Genomic DNA, 15,813 nt, shown 5'->3' with positions numbered 1-15,813 from the left:
CGCTCAATAGCGCGATGGTTTCCCTAGTGTATTCAATGGCGCAAAAGTTGCAACCGATACCACTCTGGTCAAACCACGATTTTACGGGATTTAGCCAGAATTTCACGGTATTTAGTCAAAAAACTCGCAACTATTTTACACCATATACATGCCACCGTTGACATGAATTGTTTCACCGGTGATATAAGCTGCACCTTCTGAGGCTAAAAATGCCACAATAGATGCAATTTCTTTTGCTTCACCCAAACGCCCTGCAGGCACTTGAGATAAAATACCGGCACGCTGCTCATCATTTAATGCACGTGTCATATCGGTTTCAATAAATCCAGGCGCAACTGCATTGACAGTAATACCGCGTGAGCCAACTTCGCGAGCCAATGATTTAGTAAAGCCAACCAAGCCCGCTTTTGCAGCAGCATAGTTTGTCTGCCCTGCATTGCCCATTGTGCCCACAACAGAACCAATACTGATAATACGGCCACAACGCTTTTTCATCATCGCACGCAACACAGCTTTCGACAGACGGAATACTGAGGTAAGATTCGTATCTATAATATCTTGCCACTCATCATCTTTCATCCGCATTAATAAATTATCACGGGTAATACCGGCATTATTCACTAAAATGTCGACTTCACCAAATTCTGCGCGAATAACCTCAAGAACATGCTCAATAGATGTTATGTCTGTCACATTCAGCATTACACCTTTACCGTTCACACCCAGGTATGCACTGATAGCTTCTGCACCTGACTCAGTGGTTGCAGTACCAATAACTTTTGCACCTTGTGCCACGAATGATTCTGCAATTGCACGGCCAATACCGCGGCTAGCGCCAGTCACAAGTGCAACTTTTCCATTCAAACTCATGTTATCCCTCTTATTTTGCTGCTGCCGCATCAATAGCGGAGGTCACTGATGCAGTGTCATTAATCGCAGTGGCTGTCATGCTATCGACAATACGCTTAGTTAATCCGGTTAATACTTTGCCTGGGCCAACTTCTAGCAGATGGGTAATACCCTGCTCTGCCATCGCCTCTACCGTTTCACTCCAGCGTACTGGGCTATACAACTGGCGAACCAATGCATGGCGAATAGCCTCTGCATTTTGCTCTGCTGCAACATCCACATTATTCAAAACAGGCAATGCCGGCGAGTGAAACGGAATATTTTCAAGTGCAACAGCTAATTTGTCTGCCGCAGGCTTCATCAGCGCACAGTGTGATGGCACGCTAACAGGCAGAGGCAGTGCACGTTTTGCACCTGCCGCTTTACAGGCTGCACCGGCACGCTCAACGGCCTCTTTATTACCGGCGATGACCACTTGTCCAGGTGAGTTAAAGTTCACTGGCGCAACAATTTGATCGTGAGCTGATTCAGCACAGGCTTGCGCAATCGCAGCATTATCCAACCCGATAATAGCAGCCATTGCACCGGTTCCTTCAGGAACAGCCTCTTGCATTAGCTGACCGCGCAGTTCCACTAAACGTACGGCATCTTTAAAGTCGATGACACCTGCACACACTAATGCAGAGTACTCACCCAAGCTATGGCCGGCCAGTAAACGTGGTGATGCACCTTCAAGTGCATGCCAAACACGCCAGATAGCCACTGATGCTGTCAGCAGTGCCGGCTGTGTTTTCCATGTTTTATTCAGCTCTTCAGCGGGGCCTTGCTGTACCAATGCCCACAGGTCATAACCTAAAACATCTGATGCTTCAGAAAATGTTTGTTCAACAATGGGATACTGCTGTGCTAAGTCAGCCAGCATACCAACAGATTGAGAACCCTGACCGGGAAACACCATCGCAAATGTTGTCATTTATCTTTCCTGATATAATTTGACTGTTTTTCTGCTACGTTTACTTTCTGGGTACTGTACCGCGCACATATGGCCGTTAGAAACGAACCAGTGCCGATCCCCAGGTAAAACCGCCACCAAAGGCTTCAAGCAAGATAAGTTGCCCACGCTGAATTCGACCATCACGCACCGCTTCATCAAGTGCCGTTGGTACGGAAGCTGACGAGGTATTCCCCTGACGATCAAGGGTGATCACCACTTTATCTAGCCCCATACCCAACTTGCGGGCAGTCGCGTTAATAATGCGTAGATTCGCCTGATGTGGAACAAGCCAGTCAAGTTGATCTTTACTGATATTGTTGGCAGATAGTGTCTCTTCTACCAAATTGGCCAGTTCAGTCACTGCTATTTTAAAGACCTCATTACCCTGCATCGTTAAATAGCAACTGTCACTCAATTCAGGCTGACCACGCTCACCATAAGGCAGTGCTAAAAGCTCACCATAACGGCCATCAGCATGCAGATGGGTAGATAAAATACCTGCCTCTTCCGAAGCGCCCAATACCACAGCGCCTGCTGCATCACCAAACAAAATCACTGTACCGCGATCTTGCGGATCAAGCGTACGCGAGAGCAAATCAGAGCCAATAACTAATGCGTGCTTTACTCCGCCATGACGTACATATTGGTCAGCAACACTTAATGCATAGGTAAAACCAGCACATGCCGCTGCTAAATCAAAAGCAGCAGCATCTTTAATGCCGAGTAACGCCTGAACTTGGCAAGCAGCACTTGGAAAAGCATGTGTTGCTGAGGCGGTAGCAACAATGATTAATCCAATCTCATCTTTATCAATACCCGCCATGTCGAGGGCTTTACGTGCAGCATCTACAGCCATTGTGGATACGGTTTCATCGGCCGCAGCAATACGACGCTCACGAATACCTGTACGGCTAATGATCCACTCATCGGTCGTCTCTACCATCAGCTCTAAATCAGCATTACTGCGAATCTGAGCTGGCAGATAGCTGCCCGTTCCTAAAATTCTTGTATACATGAACGATTAGTCACTCTTGAGTAATACAGCATCGAGACGCGCAGCAATACGTACCGGAACTTGCCGATGCGCTTCCTGCATCGCCTGCTCAATGGCACAAACTAGCGCCTGTTGATTAGCCCCACCGTGGCTTTTTACGACAATACCCCGCAATCCTAACAGACTTGCGCCATTATACTGGTCGGGGTTCAACTCCCCCATGCGTGAAAAAGCCTTTTTTAGTAACCAGCGCCCTAAGAATCGAAACACACTGTTAGCTTGTGTTTTACTGCGCAGTTTTGATAAAAAGAGGTGAGCTACACCTTCCATGGTTTTTAGTGTTACATTACCAACAAAACCATCGCAGACAACAACATCTGCTTTTCCGGTTAGAATATGGTTGCCTTCAATATAGCCTTGATAACAAATATCTGGGCACTGTTTTAAATACTCTGCGGCTTGTCGAATCGTATTATTTCCTTTTATATCCTCTTCGCCAATATTTAATAGTGCCACTTGCGGGGTTGTAACCTTGTATAACTCTTCGGCAAGCACAGCGCCCATGACAGCAAATTGAAACAACATGCTTGCCGAAGAGTCTACATTAGCCCCTAAATCGAGCAGTAAGGTTTTTCCCCGTAGTGTATTAGGCAATGCGGCAACGAGTGCCGGGCGCTCAATACCCGCCAAAGGTTTTAAAATCATCATCGCTAACCCCATCAGAGCACCAGTATTCCCTGCACTGACACAGGCTAAAGCCTGATTATCTCGAACTAACTCTAATACTTTGCGCATTGACGTATCACGGCTATGCCGAATTGCAACTGAAGGGCGAACTTCATTTGAAATCGTGTATTGAGTATGGATAATTTCAAGACGAGAAAGTAGATTTGCCGAGGCAAATTTTAAGTATGGGAAGATAGTTTGCTGATCGCCTACTAGCAGCAAATGCAATTGAGGATTGGATGTCAAGCTCTGCAAGGCGGCAGGAATGGTGACACGGGGACCGAAGTCCCCGCCCATGACATCTAACGCAATGGTTAGACGAGTCAAAGTAACGCCTAATTACTTAGCAATTACCTTGCGGCCACGGTAAAAACCGTCAGCTGTAACATGGTGACGCAGGTGGGTTTCACCAGAAACCTTGTCTACGGACACAGCTGCAGTAGTCAGTGCATCATGAGCACGACGAGTACCACGCTTTGCACGAGATTTTTTGTTCTGTTGTACGGCCATTGACCTTACTCCTCGAGGATTACTTTTGCTTTAAACTAGCTAGTACGGCGAATGGATTTGGTTTATCAGCCTCAGGAGGCAATTCACCAAAAACCATGTCCGCTGTGGACACTTCACAGTGTTCGGGTTCATGCACCGGAACTTGTGGCAAGGCAAGAATGATCTCGTCTTCGATAATCCCTAATAGGTCTATCTCACCGAACTCATTAAACTCAACTGGCTCATAGGTTTCCGGCAATGCTTCAGCCTGTTCGTCATTGGCGATAGGGCTGTAGCAAAACGTTACGTGAACAGTTTTGTCATACGTTTTATTGCAGCGTTGGCATGTTAAGCAGACAGCCACTTCAGCCTGCCCTTTTACCACGGTCAACTTTTGCTCATCTATCCCGAAAGATAGCGTAACGCTGGCATCACTGAGCACGCCATCCGTTGCTTCGGTAACGCGAGCTAAAACACTTGCAGGATAAATACCCTCGTAATCAAGACGTTTTAGCGCCGTTTTTACCGGATCAACCGATAAGGGCAATTTAACCTTTTGCATAGGATTTACCTTTTGCATTGGGCGCGCATATTAACTTTGTAATGACTCGGAGTCAAAGAAAAAGCGTGCTTTCTCATTCACTCGCCATAAATTGCGCACAAGTCTAAAATAGCCAGCACATTTTATCTACTGACAGAGCGAAGAATGCAACTAAATTTGATCCTTGCATCAACATCTCCTTTTCGTAAACAGCTACTCGAAAAACTCGGCTTGCCGTTTCAGTGTGCTAACCCTGATATTGATGAAACGGCACAAGCCGGTGAGTCAGCAGAGCAACTTGTTACCCGTTTAGCCCATGAAAAAGCGATGGCATTAGCACAACAGTATCCACATCATCTGATTATTGGTGCTGATCAAGTCTGTGTCTTAAACAACCAGATTACCGGAAAACCGTTGACAGCCGATCGTGCTCATGAGCAGCTCCGCGCAGCCAGTGGCCAAATAATAACATTTTATACCGGATTATCGCTCTATAACAGTTCAACAAACTACATTGAAACCTGTTGTGAGCCTTTTCATGTCCACTTTCGCACTCTTTCTGATGCTGAAATCGTAGCGTATATCGCTAAAGAACAGCCGCTAGGGTGTGCAGGCAGTTTTAAAGCTGAAGGCTTAGGTATCACCTTGTTTGAGCGTTTAGAGGGAAAAGATCCCAATGCATTAATTGGTTTACCGCTGATAAGCTTAACACAAATGCTGTGCCAGCAAGGTATAAACCCATTACTGATTAATTCTTAACTTTCAATGTGTTACCAATCAATATCAGCGTAATATTCTATTGAATATTCAGAGGTGAAGGCTAATACCCTCACCTTTGGTATAGTGTATTTAATATACAAAAACAGATATATTATTCTAGATATAGCACAACGTACTCAAACTCACGCTTAATATTCAGTGCGTTTATCACGTAACCGCATAACGGCATTTTTTAGTATTGGATCAAGCGGCGCTTCAATGATCATCTCATTGCCAGTTTGTGGATGACGAAACCGGATAGCCGCTGCATGCAAGAATAGGCGGTTTAAGCCACTTCCTGCAAGCGTTGCATCAAAATCACGATCTCCATACTTATCATCAAATGCAATTGGATGACCAGCATGCAAGGTATGTACCCGAATTTGGTGTGTACGCCCTGTTATTGGGCTGGCTTTCACCAATGTTGCATGCTCAAAACGCTCAACAATCTCAAAACGTGTTTCTGACGGTTTGCCCTCTGCACTCACACGCACAATACGCTCACCGCTTTGCAGCACATTTTTGATTAGTGGTGCTTGTACCGCTCTACAATGTTTTTGCCACTGACCACGTACCAATGCAAGATAATCTTTCTGTACCGTTTTTACACGCAACTGTTCATGTAAATCACGCAATACAGAGCGTTTTTTCGCAACCAGTAAGATACCCGATGTATCGCGGTCTAAACGGTGTACTAACTCTAAAAAACGGGCCTCAGGGCGCAGCGCACGCAACCCTTCAATCACACCAAAACTTAAACCACTTCCCCCATGCACTGCTGTACCTGATGGTTTGTTCAGCACCATCAAACCGTCATCTTCATACAAAACGCAATCCGACAACTCAGCCACACGGGTGAGTTTAGCCGAGACAGGTGCCTCCTCTTTTTCTGACATTCGAATCGGCGGTATACGAACATCATCACCTGCAAGTAATTTATAATCAGGTTTTATCCGTTTTTTATTTACCCGAACCTCACCTTTACGCAAAATTCGGTACAACATACTTTTCGGTACACCCTTTAAGCGAGTGCGCAAATAGTTATCAATTCGCTGACCTGCTTCATCATCAGAAACGGTCAGTATTTGTACTTTTGTATTAATTTCGTTCATAGGAATGATTTTAGCATGAGGCGGATCTCAGTTTCTGTAAAAAAGTAATCTTGCCTAACACACTTTATGAATGGGATAATGTCGTGATTTTCCACGATTGTATTTGTCGTTGCACGCAACCGATGGAATTTTAAAGTTTGCTTGCTTGCCATAACGCTGCAATGGCGTAAGACGTTAAGCATAACAAGCACTTAGTGAGTCACGGGTAGCAGCACTGTCGACTGTGGTAACTATTATACAGTCTTATACTTAAGAATGTGCAGTCATCCCTCTATTGTCGGTGATATATCTTCATAATGTGCAGTCATGCCGTAGAAGATATTTTGATCTAGGAATAAGAGAATAAGTGCACAACGCATTATCAATGCGCCCCATGCATGCGACAGCCGAGAGGCTGACGGTCATGCTATAGACTCGGGGTCGATAATGTTTGGCAGGCTGAATGTATCTGCTGACTCTGATGCCAACGAAAAAATAATGAGTAAACTAAATGAAAAGAATGTTGATCAACGCAACTCAAAAGGAAGAGTTGCGCGTCGCACTTGTAGATGGCCAAAAACTGTATGACCTTGATATTGAAAGCCCAGGTCATGAACAGAAAAAAGCTAATATTTACAAGGGAAAAATCACGCGTGTTGAGCCAAGCCTAGAAGCGGCTTTTGTTGATTATGGTGCTGATCGTCACGGTTTTTTGCCTTTAAAAGAGGTTGCCCGCGAATATTTCCCTGCCAATTATTCATATCATGGCCGCCCAAATATCAAAGATGTTTTGCGTGAAGGCCAGGAAGTGATTGTTCAGGTAGATAAAGAAGAGCGTGGTAACAAAGGTGCTGCGCTGACTACCTTTATCAGTCTTGCTGGAAGCTACTTGGTTCTTATGCCAAACAATCCACGTGCTGGCGGTATCTCTCGCCGCATTGAAGGTGAAGAGCGAACTGAGTTAAAAGAGGCGCTCTCGGCACTTGAATTGCCAGATGGTATGGGGCTAATCGTGCGTACTGCTGGTGTTGGCAAGTCAGCCGAAGAATTACAATGGGATCTCAAAGTGCTCTTGCACCATTGGGAATCTATCCGCCAAACAGCCGAAACGCGTCAAGCACCTTTCCTCGTGCACCAAGAAAGCGATGTTATTGTTCGCGCTATCCGCGATTATTTACGTCGAGATATTGGTGAGATCCTGATTGATAGCCCAACCATTTTTGAAAAAGCCAAAGAGCATATCAAACTGGTTCGCCCCGATTTTCTCAGCCGCGTAAAGCTGTATCAAGGTGAAGTACCTCTCTTCAGCCATTACCAAATTGAGTCACAAATCGAGTCTGCGTTTCAGCGTGAAGTACGCTTGCCTTCCGGTGGCTCTATCGTTATTGATAGCACTGAAGCGTTGACCGCTATCGATATCAACTCTGCCCGTGCAACGCGTGGAGGCGATATCGAAGAGACTGCATTAAATACTAACTTAGAAGCCGCAGATGAAATTGCACGCCAACTACGTTTGCGCGATCTAGGTGGCTTAATTGTTATCGACTTCATTGATATGACCCCAGTGCGCCATCAGCGTGAAGTTGAAAACCGTATGCGTGATGCTGTGCGTCAAGATCGGGCTCGTGTGCAGATTGGCCGTATTTCGCGCTTTGGTCTGCTCGAAATGTCTCGTCAACGGTTAAGCCCATCTTTAGGTGAATCAAGCCACCATGTCTGTCCACGTTGTAGTGGAACAGGTACAGTACGTGATAATGAGTCTCTTTCTCTTTCTATCCTGCGTTTAATGGAAGAAGAGGCACTAAAAGACAATACTTCTCAGGTTCATGCCGTTGTTCCTGTACATATTGCCTCTTATTTGCTCAACGAAAAGCGTAAGTCGATTGGAGTGATTGAATCACGCCACAATGTACGTGTTATTGTTGTACCTAATGATCGTATGGAAACGCCACACTTTAATGTTGTGCGTATGCGTGAAGGTGAAGAGAGCCATGCTCTAAGTTATTTATTGCCGCAAATCCATGAAGCAGCTGCATTGGCGGAAGCTGAAGAGCAGAATACTGATCGTCGAAAACCTGTGATAACAGAAACGCCTGCGTTAACTGGATTATCAACGCCACCAGAAACACCTGCAGCAGTCAACATTCTACCGGTGCAAGCTCCTACACCCGCAGCACCGCGTGTCCATGAGACACACTCTCCGTCTATTTTTAGTCGATTATTCGGTTTTATTAAGTCTATTTTTGCAGGCAGTGAAAAAACTGCATCTGAAAAAATCGAACCGGTTAAAACTGAACAACGTGAACCACGCCGACCACAACGTAATAACCGTCAGCGTGATGATCGCCAGCCTCGCCGTGACCGCAATGACCGTAATGAGCGAGGTGATCGCTCTGAGCGACCTGAACGCGGTGATAATGATAACCGCCGCCGTCGTAATCAGGAAAATCGTAATCCACGTACTGCACAAACCGATGACAATACTGCGACTATTAACGATCAAGATCGTAGTAATGAGCGTCGTAAATCACGTGATGAGCAGCCTCGTGGCAATCGCCCTGAACGTCAACAACGTCGTCGTCCAGACGATAAGCGTCAAACATCTGCGCTTTCTGATAATGCAACACAAGCAGAGAACAATGTTGTAAACACTGTCACTGAGATTGAAGAAGATAAGCAGCAACAAGTTACGCAGCGTCGTCAGCGTCGTCAGCTACGTCGTAAAGTGCGCATTACGGATGTTAACGCTGAAACCGTTGCAGATCTTAGCACAGAGCAGGCTATTAACACGGAAACGACAGAAGTTAGTGCAGTAGCACCAGAGTCACATTCTGTACTGCAAGCTGTTTCTGAAACGGTTAGTCCTGTAGACAGTGATGTAGAATCTGTGACTAGTGATAATCAAGATCGTAATTTTGATGGCCACCGTCGTTCTCGTCGCTCACCACGTCACTTACGTGTCAGTGGTCAACGCCGTCGTCGTTATCGTGACGATCGTCGCCATGCCACCTCTCCTGTTCCACTTGCTATGGCGATGTTCTCACCTGAGCTATCAAGTGGGAAAGTGTGGATTCAATATCCTGTACAGCAGAGCGAGCACCATGTTGATACTGCCACTCAGCAAGCTGAAACCGCGGCCTTTGTTCCTAATGAAGTGTTATTAGAGAATCAAGCTGCACAAGCTCATGCAGTTGCAGTAATGCAATCTCCAGCCCCAGAGATAGAAATAGCGACCATCCCTACAGTTGAAGCCAAAACGCTCAACACAGAAATAAACACGGCAAATCAAGGGGTAGTAACAGCAACAGAAAAAACAGACGTTGCCATTGTTACTACATTCGATGTATCAACAACAGTAAGTACAACGCCTGCACAAGCAGGTGCAGTATCGACTGTAGCAACTAAACCGGCTGCATGTACTGATGATTATCACTTAGCATCAGCAAATGTCACTGAAACTGTGAATGTCACAACACCGATTTCAACGGCTAAGGCTGCAAATACTGCGTCAACAGAAACCGTATTACCGCGCTCTGTTTTAGTCGCACCGGTATTTAACACTGTGTCAGCAACATCAGCAGCGTCATCCTCATCATCACAAGCTATTTCACCTTCTGCTGCTGCTGCAGCAAAAGAGAAAGCACTTCGTGATGCACAAATGAAACTGATAACACCAAGTATTGCTGAAACCATAACCACAGCACCAGCATCTACCGCTGATGAAACGGTAGTTGAGCAAGCCACCTCTAGTGCGACAATATCCAGTGAGATTGCTGAAAAAGTAACAACAACTGATTCTGTTATATCTGTAGCTCTGCTACCAGAAACAGAATATACACCAACGGTTGATACTGTAAATGTCAAGCCATGTGAAGCAAAAGCCAATATTGTGACGACGGATACAGTAGCAATAACACCTACTGCTGATGTTATCGCATCGACTGCAGAGTTTGATCATAAGCACGAAGCATTCGCTGCTATTGATGCATCACCTGCAGAGTTGCCGATTGTGACTGATGTTATTGCAACTGATGTTATTGCAGAAAATATTGTCATTGCAACCACAGATGTAAATCTCGGCACAAAAATAGTGGTTAACGAAATAGCGTGCACTGAAATGCCAATGGAAGAGCTGTTTATTGAGGTTAATCCTATTCAGACAACACCTCCACGTGGTTATTCTAGTGCAGTGATGGCAAAAGCTCCGGCCATCAGTAGTGGCCCTGTAGCGCCAATACACAGTACATGGGTTCGCCCAACATATGTGTTTACTGGGCGTGGCGCAGCAGGAAGCCAAGCTGCAACACATCATGCACATGCTGCTGCCGCTAAAACAGGGTTGTAATACGTTATTGTATTCATACTCTTCGCTATAAATAAAAGCCGCTAATGCGGCTTTTATTTTATCTGAATGCAAAATAGCGTTATATTTTAGCTCTATTTTGTATGCTTCTAAATTTAGCTATACCCTTTTCACTACATTTATATTGGCTCTAATTCTTATCTTGTCATTAAGCTGCTTGTATATTGTGCGTTACTCAATGATCTATCTCTAGTTGCTCTATCTATCACAAAAATAATATGCACTTTTACGTTATCGAAACTCCAGCAAAAATGTTTTTAGATTTTGTAATAACTGTGGGAGAGAGACAGATTGAGGATGACGACACGCGATTTGCAAGGTTAATTCAGGACTCTCTTTTCCATTTAGAGTAAGCAAAGAGATTTCAATCATTTTATCAAGTACAACATTCAATATAGGTGCTAAATGCTGAACATTAACACCTACTGGTTTAACTAAATCACACTCTAACCACTCGGCATGCAATTGCTCTCGATGGAAACCATGAAGTTCAGCCCAACGCCATACAGCCGGTAATATTATACATTGTCGCGCACGTATCTGCTCATATTCCTTTGCGGTTATATCAATAACACTTGAGCACGTTGGTGATTCAGCAAGAGAATCTGTTTCTTGAAGAAACTCGACAAGTGGTAAAACATGAATAGCATTATAATTTAAATTTAATAACGTAGAGTTATAACTCTCTGATACTTGACACAATAGATCAATAATTTCTTGTCGTGTAATATATTGCCGTTGCCAAGTGATAATTAATTGTAAATGCCCTTCTTCTACATGAACAAATAAAGCGCGCAAGCCTAATGCAGAGGGCCGATGCAGCCACGCAGGTAGCCCTTTTTCCAGCTCAATTAAAGGGATATCGTATACACTAAGATCCAACCACTCCATTTGTAATGGTAAGAAGTTTTTAAATGCCAAATGGTATGCGGCAATAAAATGTTCTCTAGCCAAATCACCAAATAATACCCAGCGCAAACTGTGCATAGGTATTAAACTGGGATTAGAAATAATCAGTTGCTGTTCCTTCAGCATTGTTTCTACCACCCACTTGTTTAATAGAAACATATTTCATATTAGTGACCACAATATAACCACCCTCAAGTTACACTTACGCGATAAGCTTGGCAAAAATGGTAAGAAATAAAGGAAACTGTTTGACAAAATATTTATTATGGAGTGAGTGGAATATCTTATTCGGTAAATGTTTTCTCAATGTTAAAAGTAGATATTTATACTGGATTTCTTTCCACTTTTAACGTGAATAAATTGCGCCTAATACAGCAGAGTGTTCTGCGCCTGTTACTGCAGGAAGATTTCCATGCTGTTTATGAATAGCACACCAACCAAGCCAAGCAAATGCCATTGCTTCCATATAATCAGGGTTAACACCGTAGTGTTCTGTAGATAGAACATGTGTATGAGGCAAATGATCGGCTAAACGCTGCATCAATAATGGGTTATGAACACCACCACCACATACTAAGAGTTCACTGAATATCTCGTTTTGACTATTTAGCGAGCGCGTGATACTGATAGCGGTTAACTCAACCAGTGTTGCCTGAATATCAACTGCAGAAAGCGTAGGGAACTGATTTAGTTTTTGTTGTAGCCATGTCAGATTAAACAGTTCGCGCCCTGTACTTTTCGGTGGTTGAAGTGTGAAAAAAGGTTCTGTAAACAACACATGTAATAGTTCAGTACAAATCTGCCCTTGTTTGGCAAATTCGGCATTATTATCAAATGGATTACCTGTTTGTAACCTCACCCAAGCGTCAAGTAGTACATTCCCTGGGCCAGTATCAAACCCTGTAATATGATGATGAGGTGATAGCAACGTAATATTTGCGATTCCACCAATATTAAGTATTGCACGTGATGCTGATGTTCCAAACAGAGCCGCATGAAATGCTGGAACCAGTGGCGCACCTTGACCACCCAGTGCTAAATCACGACGACGAAAATCTGTAATGGTTGTAATACCTGTTCGTGCTGCAATAATATTGGCATCACCTAATTGCAAACTAAATGGATAAATACCATCAGGATCATGGTAGACTGTTTGCCCATGGCAGCCAATAGCATCAACATCCGCAGCCAAAATATGATGTTTTATCAACAATTGTTGTACTGCTTCAGCAAAAAATAGCCCTAAACGGTGATCGAGTTGGCCAATATTAACCAATGTTGTTGCCTGCCCATGGCATACATCAAGTATTGACTGTTTCAATATTTCTGGCATCGGTAAAAAATCAGCCGCAATTAATGTAACTTGTTGGCCATCAGTTTCTACTAAAACAGTATCAGCACCATCTAAGCTCGTACCTGACATGAGCCCAATATATTTTGCCATTTTCACCTACCGCTAAATAAATGATAATTTATATTTGTTATCTATATTAGGCCAGAGAGCGACAAAGTGATAGTTTTTGTTCAGTTATAATGCATTAATCTCTTTTACTTTATTACACTACAATGCATCTTGATTTTTAAGTTTATTGCGTAATTTTTGTTTACTCTCTTGAAGTTGTTGCTTTAATATTTCCACCATATCAATCCGATAATTAAGATTCTTTAACGAACCATACACATATAAAGGAACATTAACAAAAAGTGTATCGTTATTTGGCAATTGAATGCGGTTATTTAATGCTAAATCACACTGATTTGTTAATAAATTAACATTTCCAGTTGCGTTTAATGCAAACTTACTTGCTGATGCATTCATCCGTGCAATTTTTAATTTACCCTGATTAAAATTCACATCTACCGCCATTTTATCTAAATACGTTTGGTAGATGACTGACTCACTGTCTACATTTTTACCTTTTGCTCGTGCTATACTACTGGAGATCAAATAAGGTAAATTAACGCCTTTAAACTCAACGTTATGTAATAATAAAGTCATAAAACCATGGCTGGAATCTATACTTGGCCACCCAGAAAATAACCACTTTCCTGTCATATTGAGTACCCCATTGGCACTCACGCCTGCTTGTACCCAGTTAAGCAATGATGAAAGTTCAACTTGTGTTAGTACAGGTGATATTTCAAATGTTTTAGGTTCGTTCAATAAATTTATTGTTCCCGTAGCTTTCAGTACACCACCTAATCCATTCATGCTAAACCGATCAATAGAAACAATACCTTGTTGAAGTGTTGCATCAAAAAAGAGAGCATCAAAATGCTGTTTTCGCCATTGTATTTTATTTACTCTTAAAGTAACAAAACCACCTGTATGGTATAGACTACTCTTTTTAGAGCTGCTATCACTTTGTGAGTCTATAGCCATATGATCAGTATCAGCAAATACACTATTTTTCTTATTTTCATTTTGTAGCGATATATTTTGATAGTGCGATATTTTCGGCGATGTCACTCTTTCCATTACATCTTTCCAAAGCGGAAGTAGTGCATCAAGATCAAGATAAGGGCTACTAATATTAATATCAACAAAGCCTGGTACAGGCTTTGTTTTCGCAACAATCTCACCCGTGATTTTTGCAATAGGAGAATCAATGTGAATATTGTTGAGAGTGACTTTTCCCTCTTTTCGATTTAATTCAGCAGAAAATGTACTGATAATTTTATTTTCCGCCATTGTTGTCGAAATGTTATTACGTAATGTAATTTCCAGATTATTTTTTTTCAGGGAAATATTATTAAGGTTTTCATTTAATGATAATTGCCCCTGATAATTAATGACTAAGGTATCATGAGGAAGTATTATCGAAGATGAGAGTTGTAATGGGAAAATACCATCTACTGCATGCCCTAACGCAATATTTAACTGATTAAATACAACAGAATCAGCCGCCTTTCGCCAAATAAGACGGCTTTCATTAACGGTGATTTTACGCAATATAATATCCCACTCTGACGCTACATGTGGTGATACTTGTGTTGTAGAAGATAGTGCCGGTAACGTTTGCTCTTGTATATTCGGATGCTTCTGCTCGCTGTCAGTAGAAATATCATCGCGCGCAAGCGCATCCCAGTTACTGGTGCCATTTGCGGCAATTTCCAGCACGGCGGTAACACCACCAAGCTGCAAATCATTAATGACCAGTTGTTTACTTAATAAGGGAAATAAACCAATATTGAGTGAAATATCTTTTGCTTGAAGAATATAAGGGTCTTGGTAACCGGCAGGGCTAGTCAGTAAGGTTTTACCTGCATGCAAGTAAAGCCCATAGGAAAAACGCCACTGTAATGAACCTTGTATGGTCAATGCTTGACCTGTTTTATTTTTAATACGCTCAGTGATAAGTGCTTTAAACTGATCAGTATTAATAGATAACAACAGAGCATATGCTGCTATTACAAATACACTCAGAATACATCCGAGTATGGCCCACTTTCTCATCCCTGCCTCATTTTTATTATCAATCTAACCTGTATTAATCTTTATCAATACGGCTGGCCACAGCACCTTGTTGATTTTTATATTTTGCATCAATACGGCGATTATATGGCCGTGCAGCAGGCCCGGTTAATGGCTCAAAGCTTAATGCACCGATTAACATTTCAGGCCGAAGTGCTAAGGGTAGTTTTCCTGAATTATAAAACTCCAGCACGATGCAGCCTTGCCAACCGGGATCAATGCGGTGTGCCGTAACATGTACCATCAAGCCTAATCGCGCTAACGATGATCGGCCATCAAGCCAACCTACTATATCATCAGGCAATGTCACCGATTCATAAGTCACAGCCAGCGCCAGCTCTCCAGGATGTAGGAAAAATGCTTCCCCATCAGCAAGTACGATCTCATCACTCATCACACGCTCGAGTGCTGCACTCACCTCATCTTTTGGGCCACTCAGATCGATAAATGCGGCAGTATGATCACGAAAAACCCGAAACTGATTACCTAAACGCACATCAACAGTTGCGCCATTAATACGCTCAACAGGCGGGCGAGGGTCAATGATAATTCGACCGTTGTCCAACGCAGCTTCTATATCTGTATCACATAAACGCATTGAAAATAGCTCCAGATTATTTCGT

At 43.1% G+C, this 15,813-nt stretch carries 13 protein-coding genes; 2 read left to right on the top strand and 11 right to left on the bottom strand.

Going from position 1 to position 15,813, the window contains the following annotated elements; translation table 11 throughout:
• Window positions 1-135: 135 nt before the first annotated feature.
• From fabG to yceD, 6 genes are all read right to left on the bottom strand, one after another.
• Window positions 136-870, bottom strand: coding sequence for a 3-oxoacyl-ACP reductase FabG (gene fabG / locus ACRC53_RS03580; protein ID WP_438642192.1), 735 nt, complete (start codon window positions 868-870; stop codon window positions 136-138).
• 10 nt (window positions 871-880) lie between these two features.
• Window positions 881-1,822 carry an ACP S-malonyltransferase gene (gene fabD / locus ACRC53_RS03575; protein ID WP_438631108.1) on the bottom strand — a complete coding sequence of 314 codons (942 nt, stop codon included), beginning with the start codon at window positions 1,820-1,822 and terminating at the stop codon, window positions 881-883.
• A 76-nt stretch (window positions 1,823-1,898) separates the two neighbouring features.
• Complete coding sequence (locus ACRC53_RS03570; RefSeq protein ID WP_438642191.1) at window positions 1,899-2,858, bottom strand: beta-ketoacyl-ACP synthase III; 960 nt, start codon at window positions 2,856-2,858, stop codon at window positions 1,899-1,901.
• Between the two features lie 6 nt (window positions 2,859-2,864).
• Window positions 2,865-3,890: a phosphate acyltransferase PlsX gene (gene plsX, locus ACRC53_RS03565; RefSeq protein ID WP_438642190.1), complete on the bottom strand. Its 1,026-nt coding sequence runs from the start codon at window positions 3,888-3,890 to the stop codon at window positions 2,865-2,867.
• A 12-nt stretch (window positions 3,891-3,902) separates the two neighbouring features.
• Window positions 3,903-4,073, bottom strand: a complete 171-nt coding sequence (gene rpmF, locus ACRC53_RS03560; RefSeq protein ID WP_438621747.1) for a 50S ribosomal protein L32 — start codon at window positions 4,071-4,073, stop codon at window positions 3,903-3,905.
• 19 nt (window positions 4,074-4,092) lie between these two features.
• Window positions 4,093-4,614: a 23S rRNA accumulation protein YceD gene (gene yceD, locus ACRC53_RS03555; RefSeq protein ID WP_438642189.1), complete on the bottom strand. Its 522-nt coding sequence runs from the start codon at window positions 4,612-4,614 to the stop codon at window positions 4,093-4,095.
• A 144-nt stretch (window positions 4,615-4,758) separates the two neighbouring features.
• Here yceD and ACRC53_RS03550 point away from each other — a divergent pair, with 144 nt between their 5' ends.
• A complete protein-coding gene (locus tag ACRC53_RS03550) occupies window positions 4,759-5,352 on the top strand; it encodes a Maf family protein (protein ID WP_438642188.1) in 594 nt (197 codons plus the stop codon).
• 149 nt (window positions 5,353-5,501) lie between these two features.
• Here ACRC53_RS03550 and rluC read toward each other — a convergent pair whose 3' ends face one another.
• The gene (gene rluC / locus ACRC53_RS03545; RefSeq protein ID WP_438642187.1) at window positions 5,502-6,464 is read right to left on the bottom strand and encodes a 23S rRNA pseudouridine(955/2504/2580) synthase RluC; all 963 of its coding nucleotides are present in this window, start codon (window positions 6,462-6,464) and stop codon (window positions 5,502-5,504) included.
• A gap of 490 nt (window positions 6,465-6,954) precedes the next feature.
• Here rluC and rne point away from each other — a divergent pair, with 490 nt between their 5' ends.
• Window positions 6,955-10,788: a ribonuclease E gene (rne, locus tag ACRC53_RS03540; RefSeq protein WP_438642186.1), complete on the top strand. Its 3,834-nt coding sequence runs from the start codon at window positions 6,955-6,957 to the stop codon at window positions 10,786-10,788.
• 249 nt (window positions 10,789-11,037) lie between these two features.
• Here rne and ACRC53_RS03535 read toward each other — a convergent pair whose 3' ends face one another.
• The 4 genes from ACRC53_RS03535 to dcd all read right to left on the bottom strand — a co-directional run bounded on the left by ACRC53_RS03535 (window position 11,038) and on the right by dcd (window position 15,788).
• Complete coding sequence (locus ACRC53_RS03535) at window positions 11,038-11,841, bottom strand: hypothetical protein (protein ID WP_438642185.1); 804 nt, start codon at window positions 11,839-11,841, stop codon at window positions 11,038-11,040.
• 220 nt (window positions 11,842-12,061) lie between these two features.
• Window positions 12,062-13,165, bottom strand: coding sequence for an anhydro-N-acetylmuramic acid kinase (locus ACRC53_RS03530; protein ID WP_438642184.1), 1,104 nt, complete (start codon window positions 13,163-13,165; stop codon window positions 12,062-12,064).
• Between the two features lie 111 nt (window positions 13,166-13,276).
• Entirely contained in the window at window positions 13,277-15,172 is a 1,896-nt protein-coding gene (locus ACRC53_RS03525; protein ID WP_438642183.1) for an AsmA family protein, read from the bottom strand.
• A gap of 34 nt (window positions 15,173-15,206) precedes the next feature.
• The gene (gene dcd, locus ACRC53_RS03520) at window positions 15,207-15,788 is read right to left on the bottom strand and encodes a dCTP deaminase (protein ID WP_438642182.1); all 582 of its coding nucleotides are present in this window, start codon (window positions 15,786-15,788) and stop codon (window positions 15,207-15,209) included.
• Window positions 15,789-15,813: the final 25 nt, after the last annotated feature.

The organism is Plesiomonas sp., assembly GCF_051652165.1.
Lineage (GTDB): Bacteria > Pseudomonadota > Gammaproteobacteria > Enterobacterales > CAMTGL01 > Plesiomonas.
The sequence above is the reverse complement of the archived record's forward strand: the minus strand, read 5'-3'. Positions and strand labels throughout refer to the sequence as shown.

What these genes read in the sequence shown, in the direction of transcription:
- rpmF (WP_438621747.1), bottom strand. Translation starts at nt 4,073, where the DNA reads ATGGCCGTACAACAGAACAAAAAATCTCGTGCAAAGCGTGGTACTCGT.
- rne (WP_438642186.1), top strand. Translation starts at nt 6,955, where the DNA reads ATGAAAAGAATGTTGATCAACGCAACTCAAAAGGAAGAGTTGCGCGTC.
- ACRC53_RS03550 (WP_438642188.1), top strand. Translation starts at nt 4,759, where the DNA reads ATGCAACTAAATTTGATCCTTGCATCAACATCTCCTTTTCGTAAACAG.
- dcd (WP_438642182.1), bottom strand. Translation starts at nt 15,788, where the DNA reads ATGCGTTTATGTGATACAGATATAGAAGCTGCGTTGGACAACGGTCGA.
- rluC (WP_438642187.1), bottom strand. Translation starts at nt 6,464, where the DNA reads ATGAACGAAATTAATACAAAAGTACAAATACTGACCGTTTCTGATGAT.
- fabG (WP_438642192.1), bottom strand. Translation starts at nt 870, where the DNA reads ATGAGTTTGAATGGAAAAGTTGCACTTGTGACTGGCGCTAGCCGCGGT.
- yceD (WP_438642189.1), bottom strand. Translation starts at nt 4,614, where the DNA reads ATGCAAAAGGTTAAATTGCCCTTATCGGTTGATCCGGTAAAAACGGCG.
- ACRC53_RS03525 (WP_438642183.1), bottom strand. Translation starts at nt 15,172, where the DNA reads ATGAGAAAGTGGGCCATACTCGGATGTATTCTGAGTGTATTTGTAATA.
- ACRC53_RS03535 (WP_438642185.1), bottom strand. Translation starts at nt 11,841, where the DNA reads ATGCTGAAGGAACAGCAACTGATTATTTCTAATCCCAGTTTAATACCT.
- fabD (WP_438631108.1), bottom strand. Translation starts at nt 1,822, where the DNA reads ATGACAACATTTGCGATGGTGTTTCCCGGTCAGGGTTCTCAATCTGTT.
- ACRC53_RS03570 (WP_438642191.1), bottom strand. Translation starts at nt 2,858, where the DNA reads ATGTATACAAGAATTTTAGGAACGGGCAGCTATCTGCCAGCTCAGATT.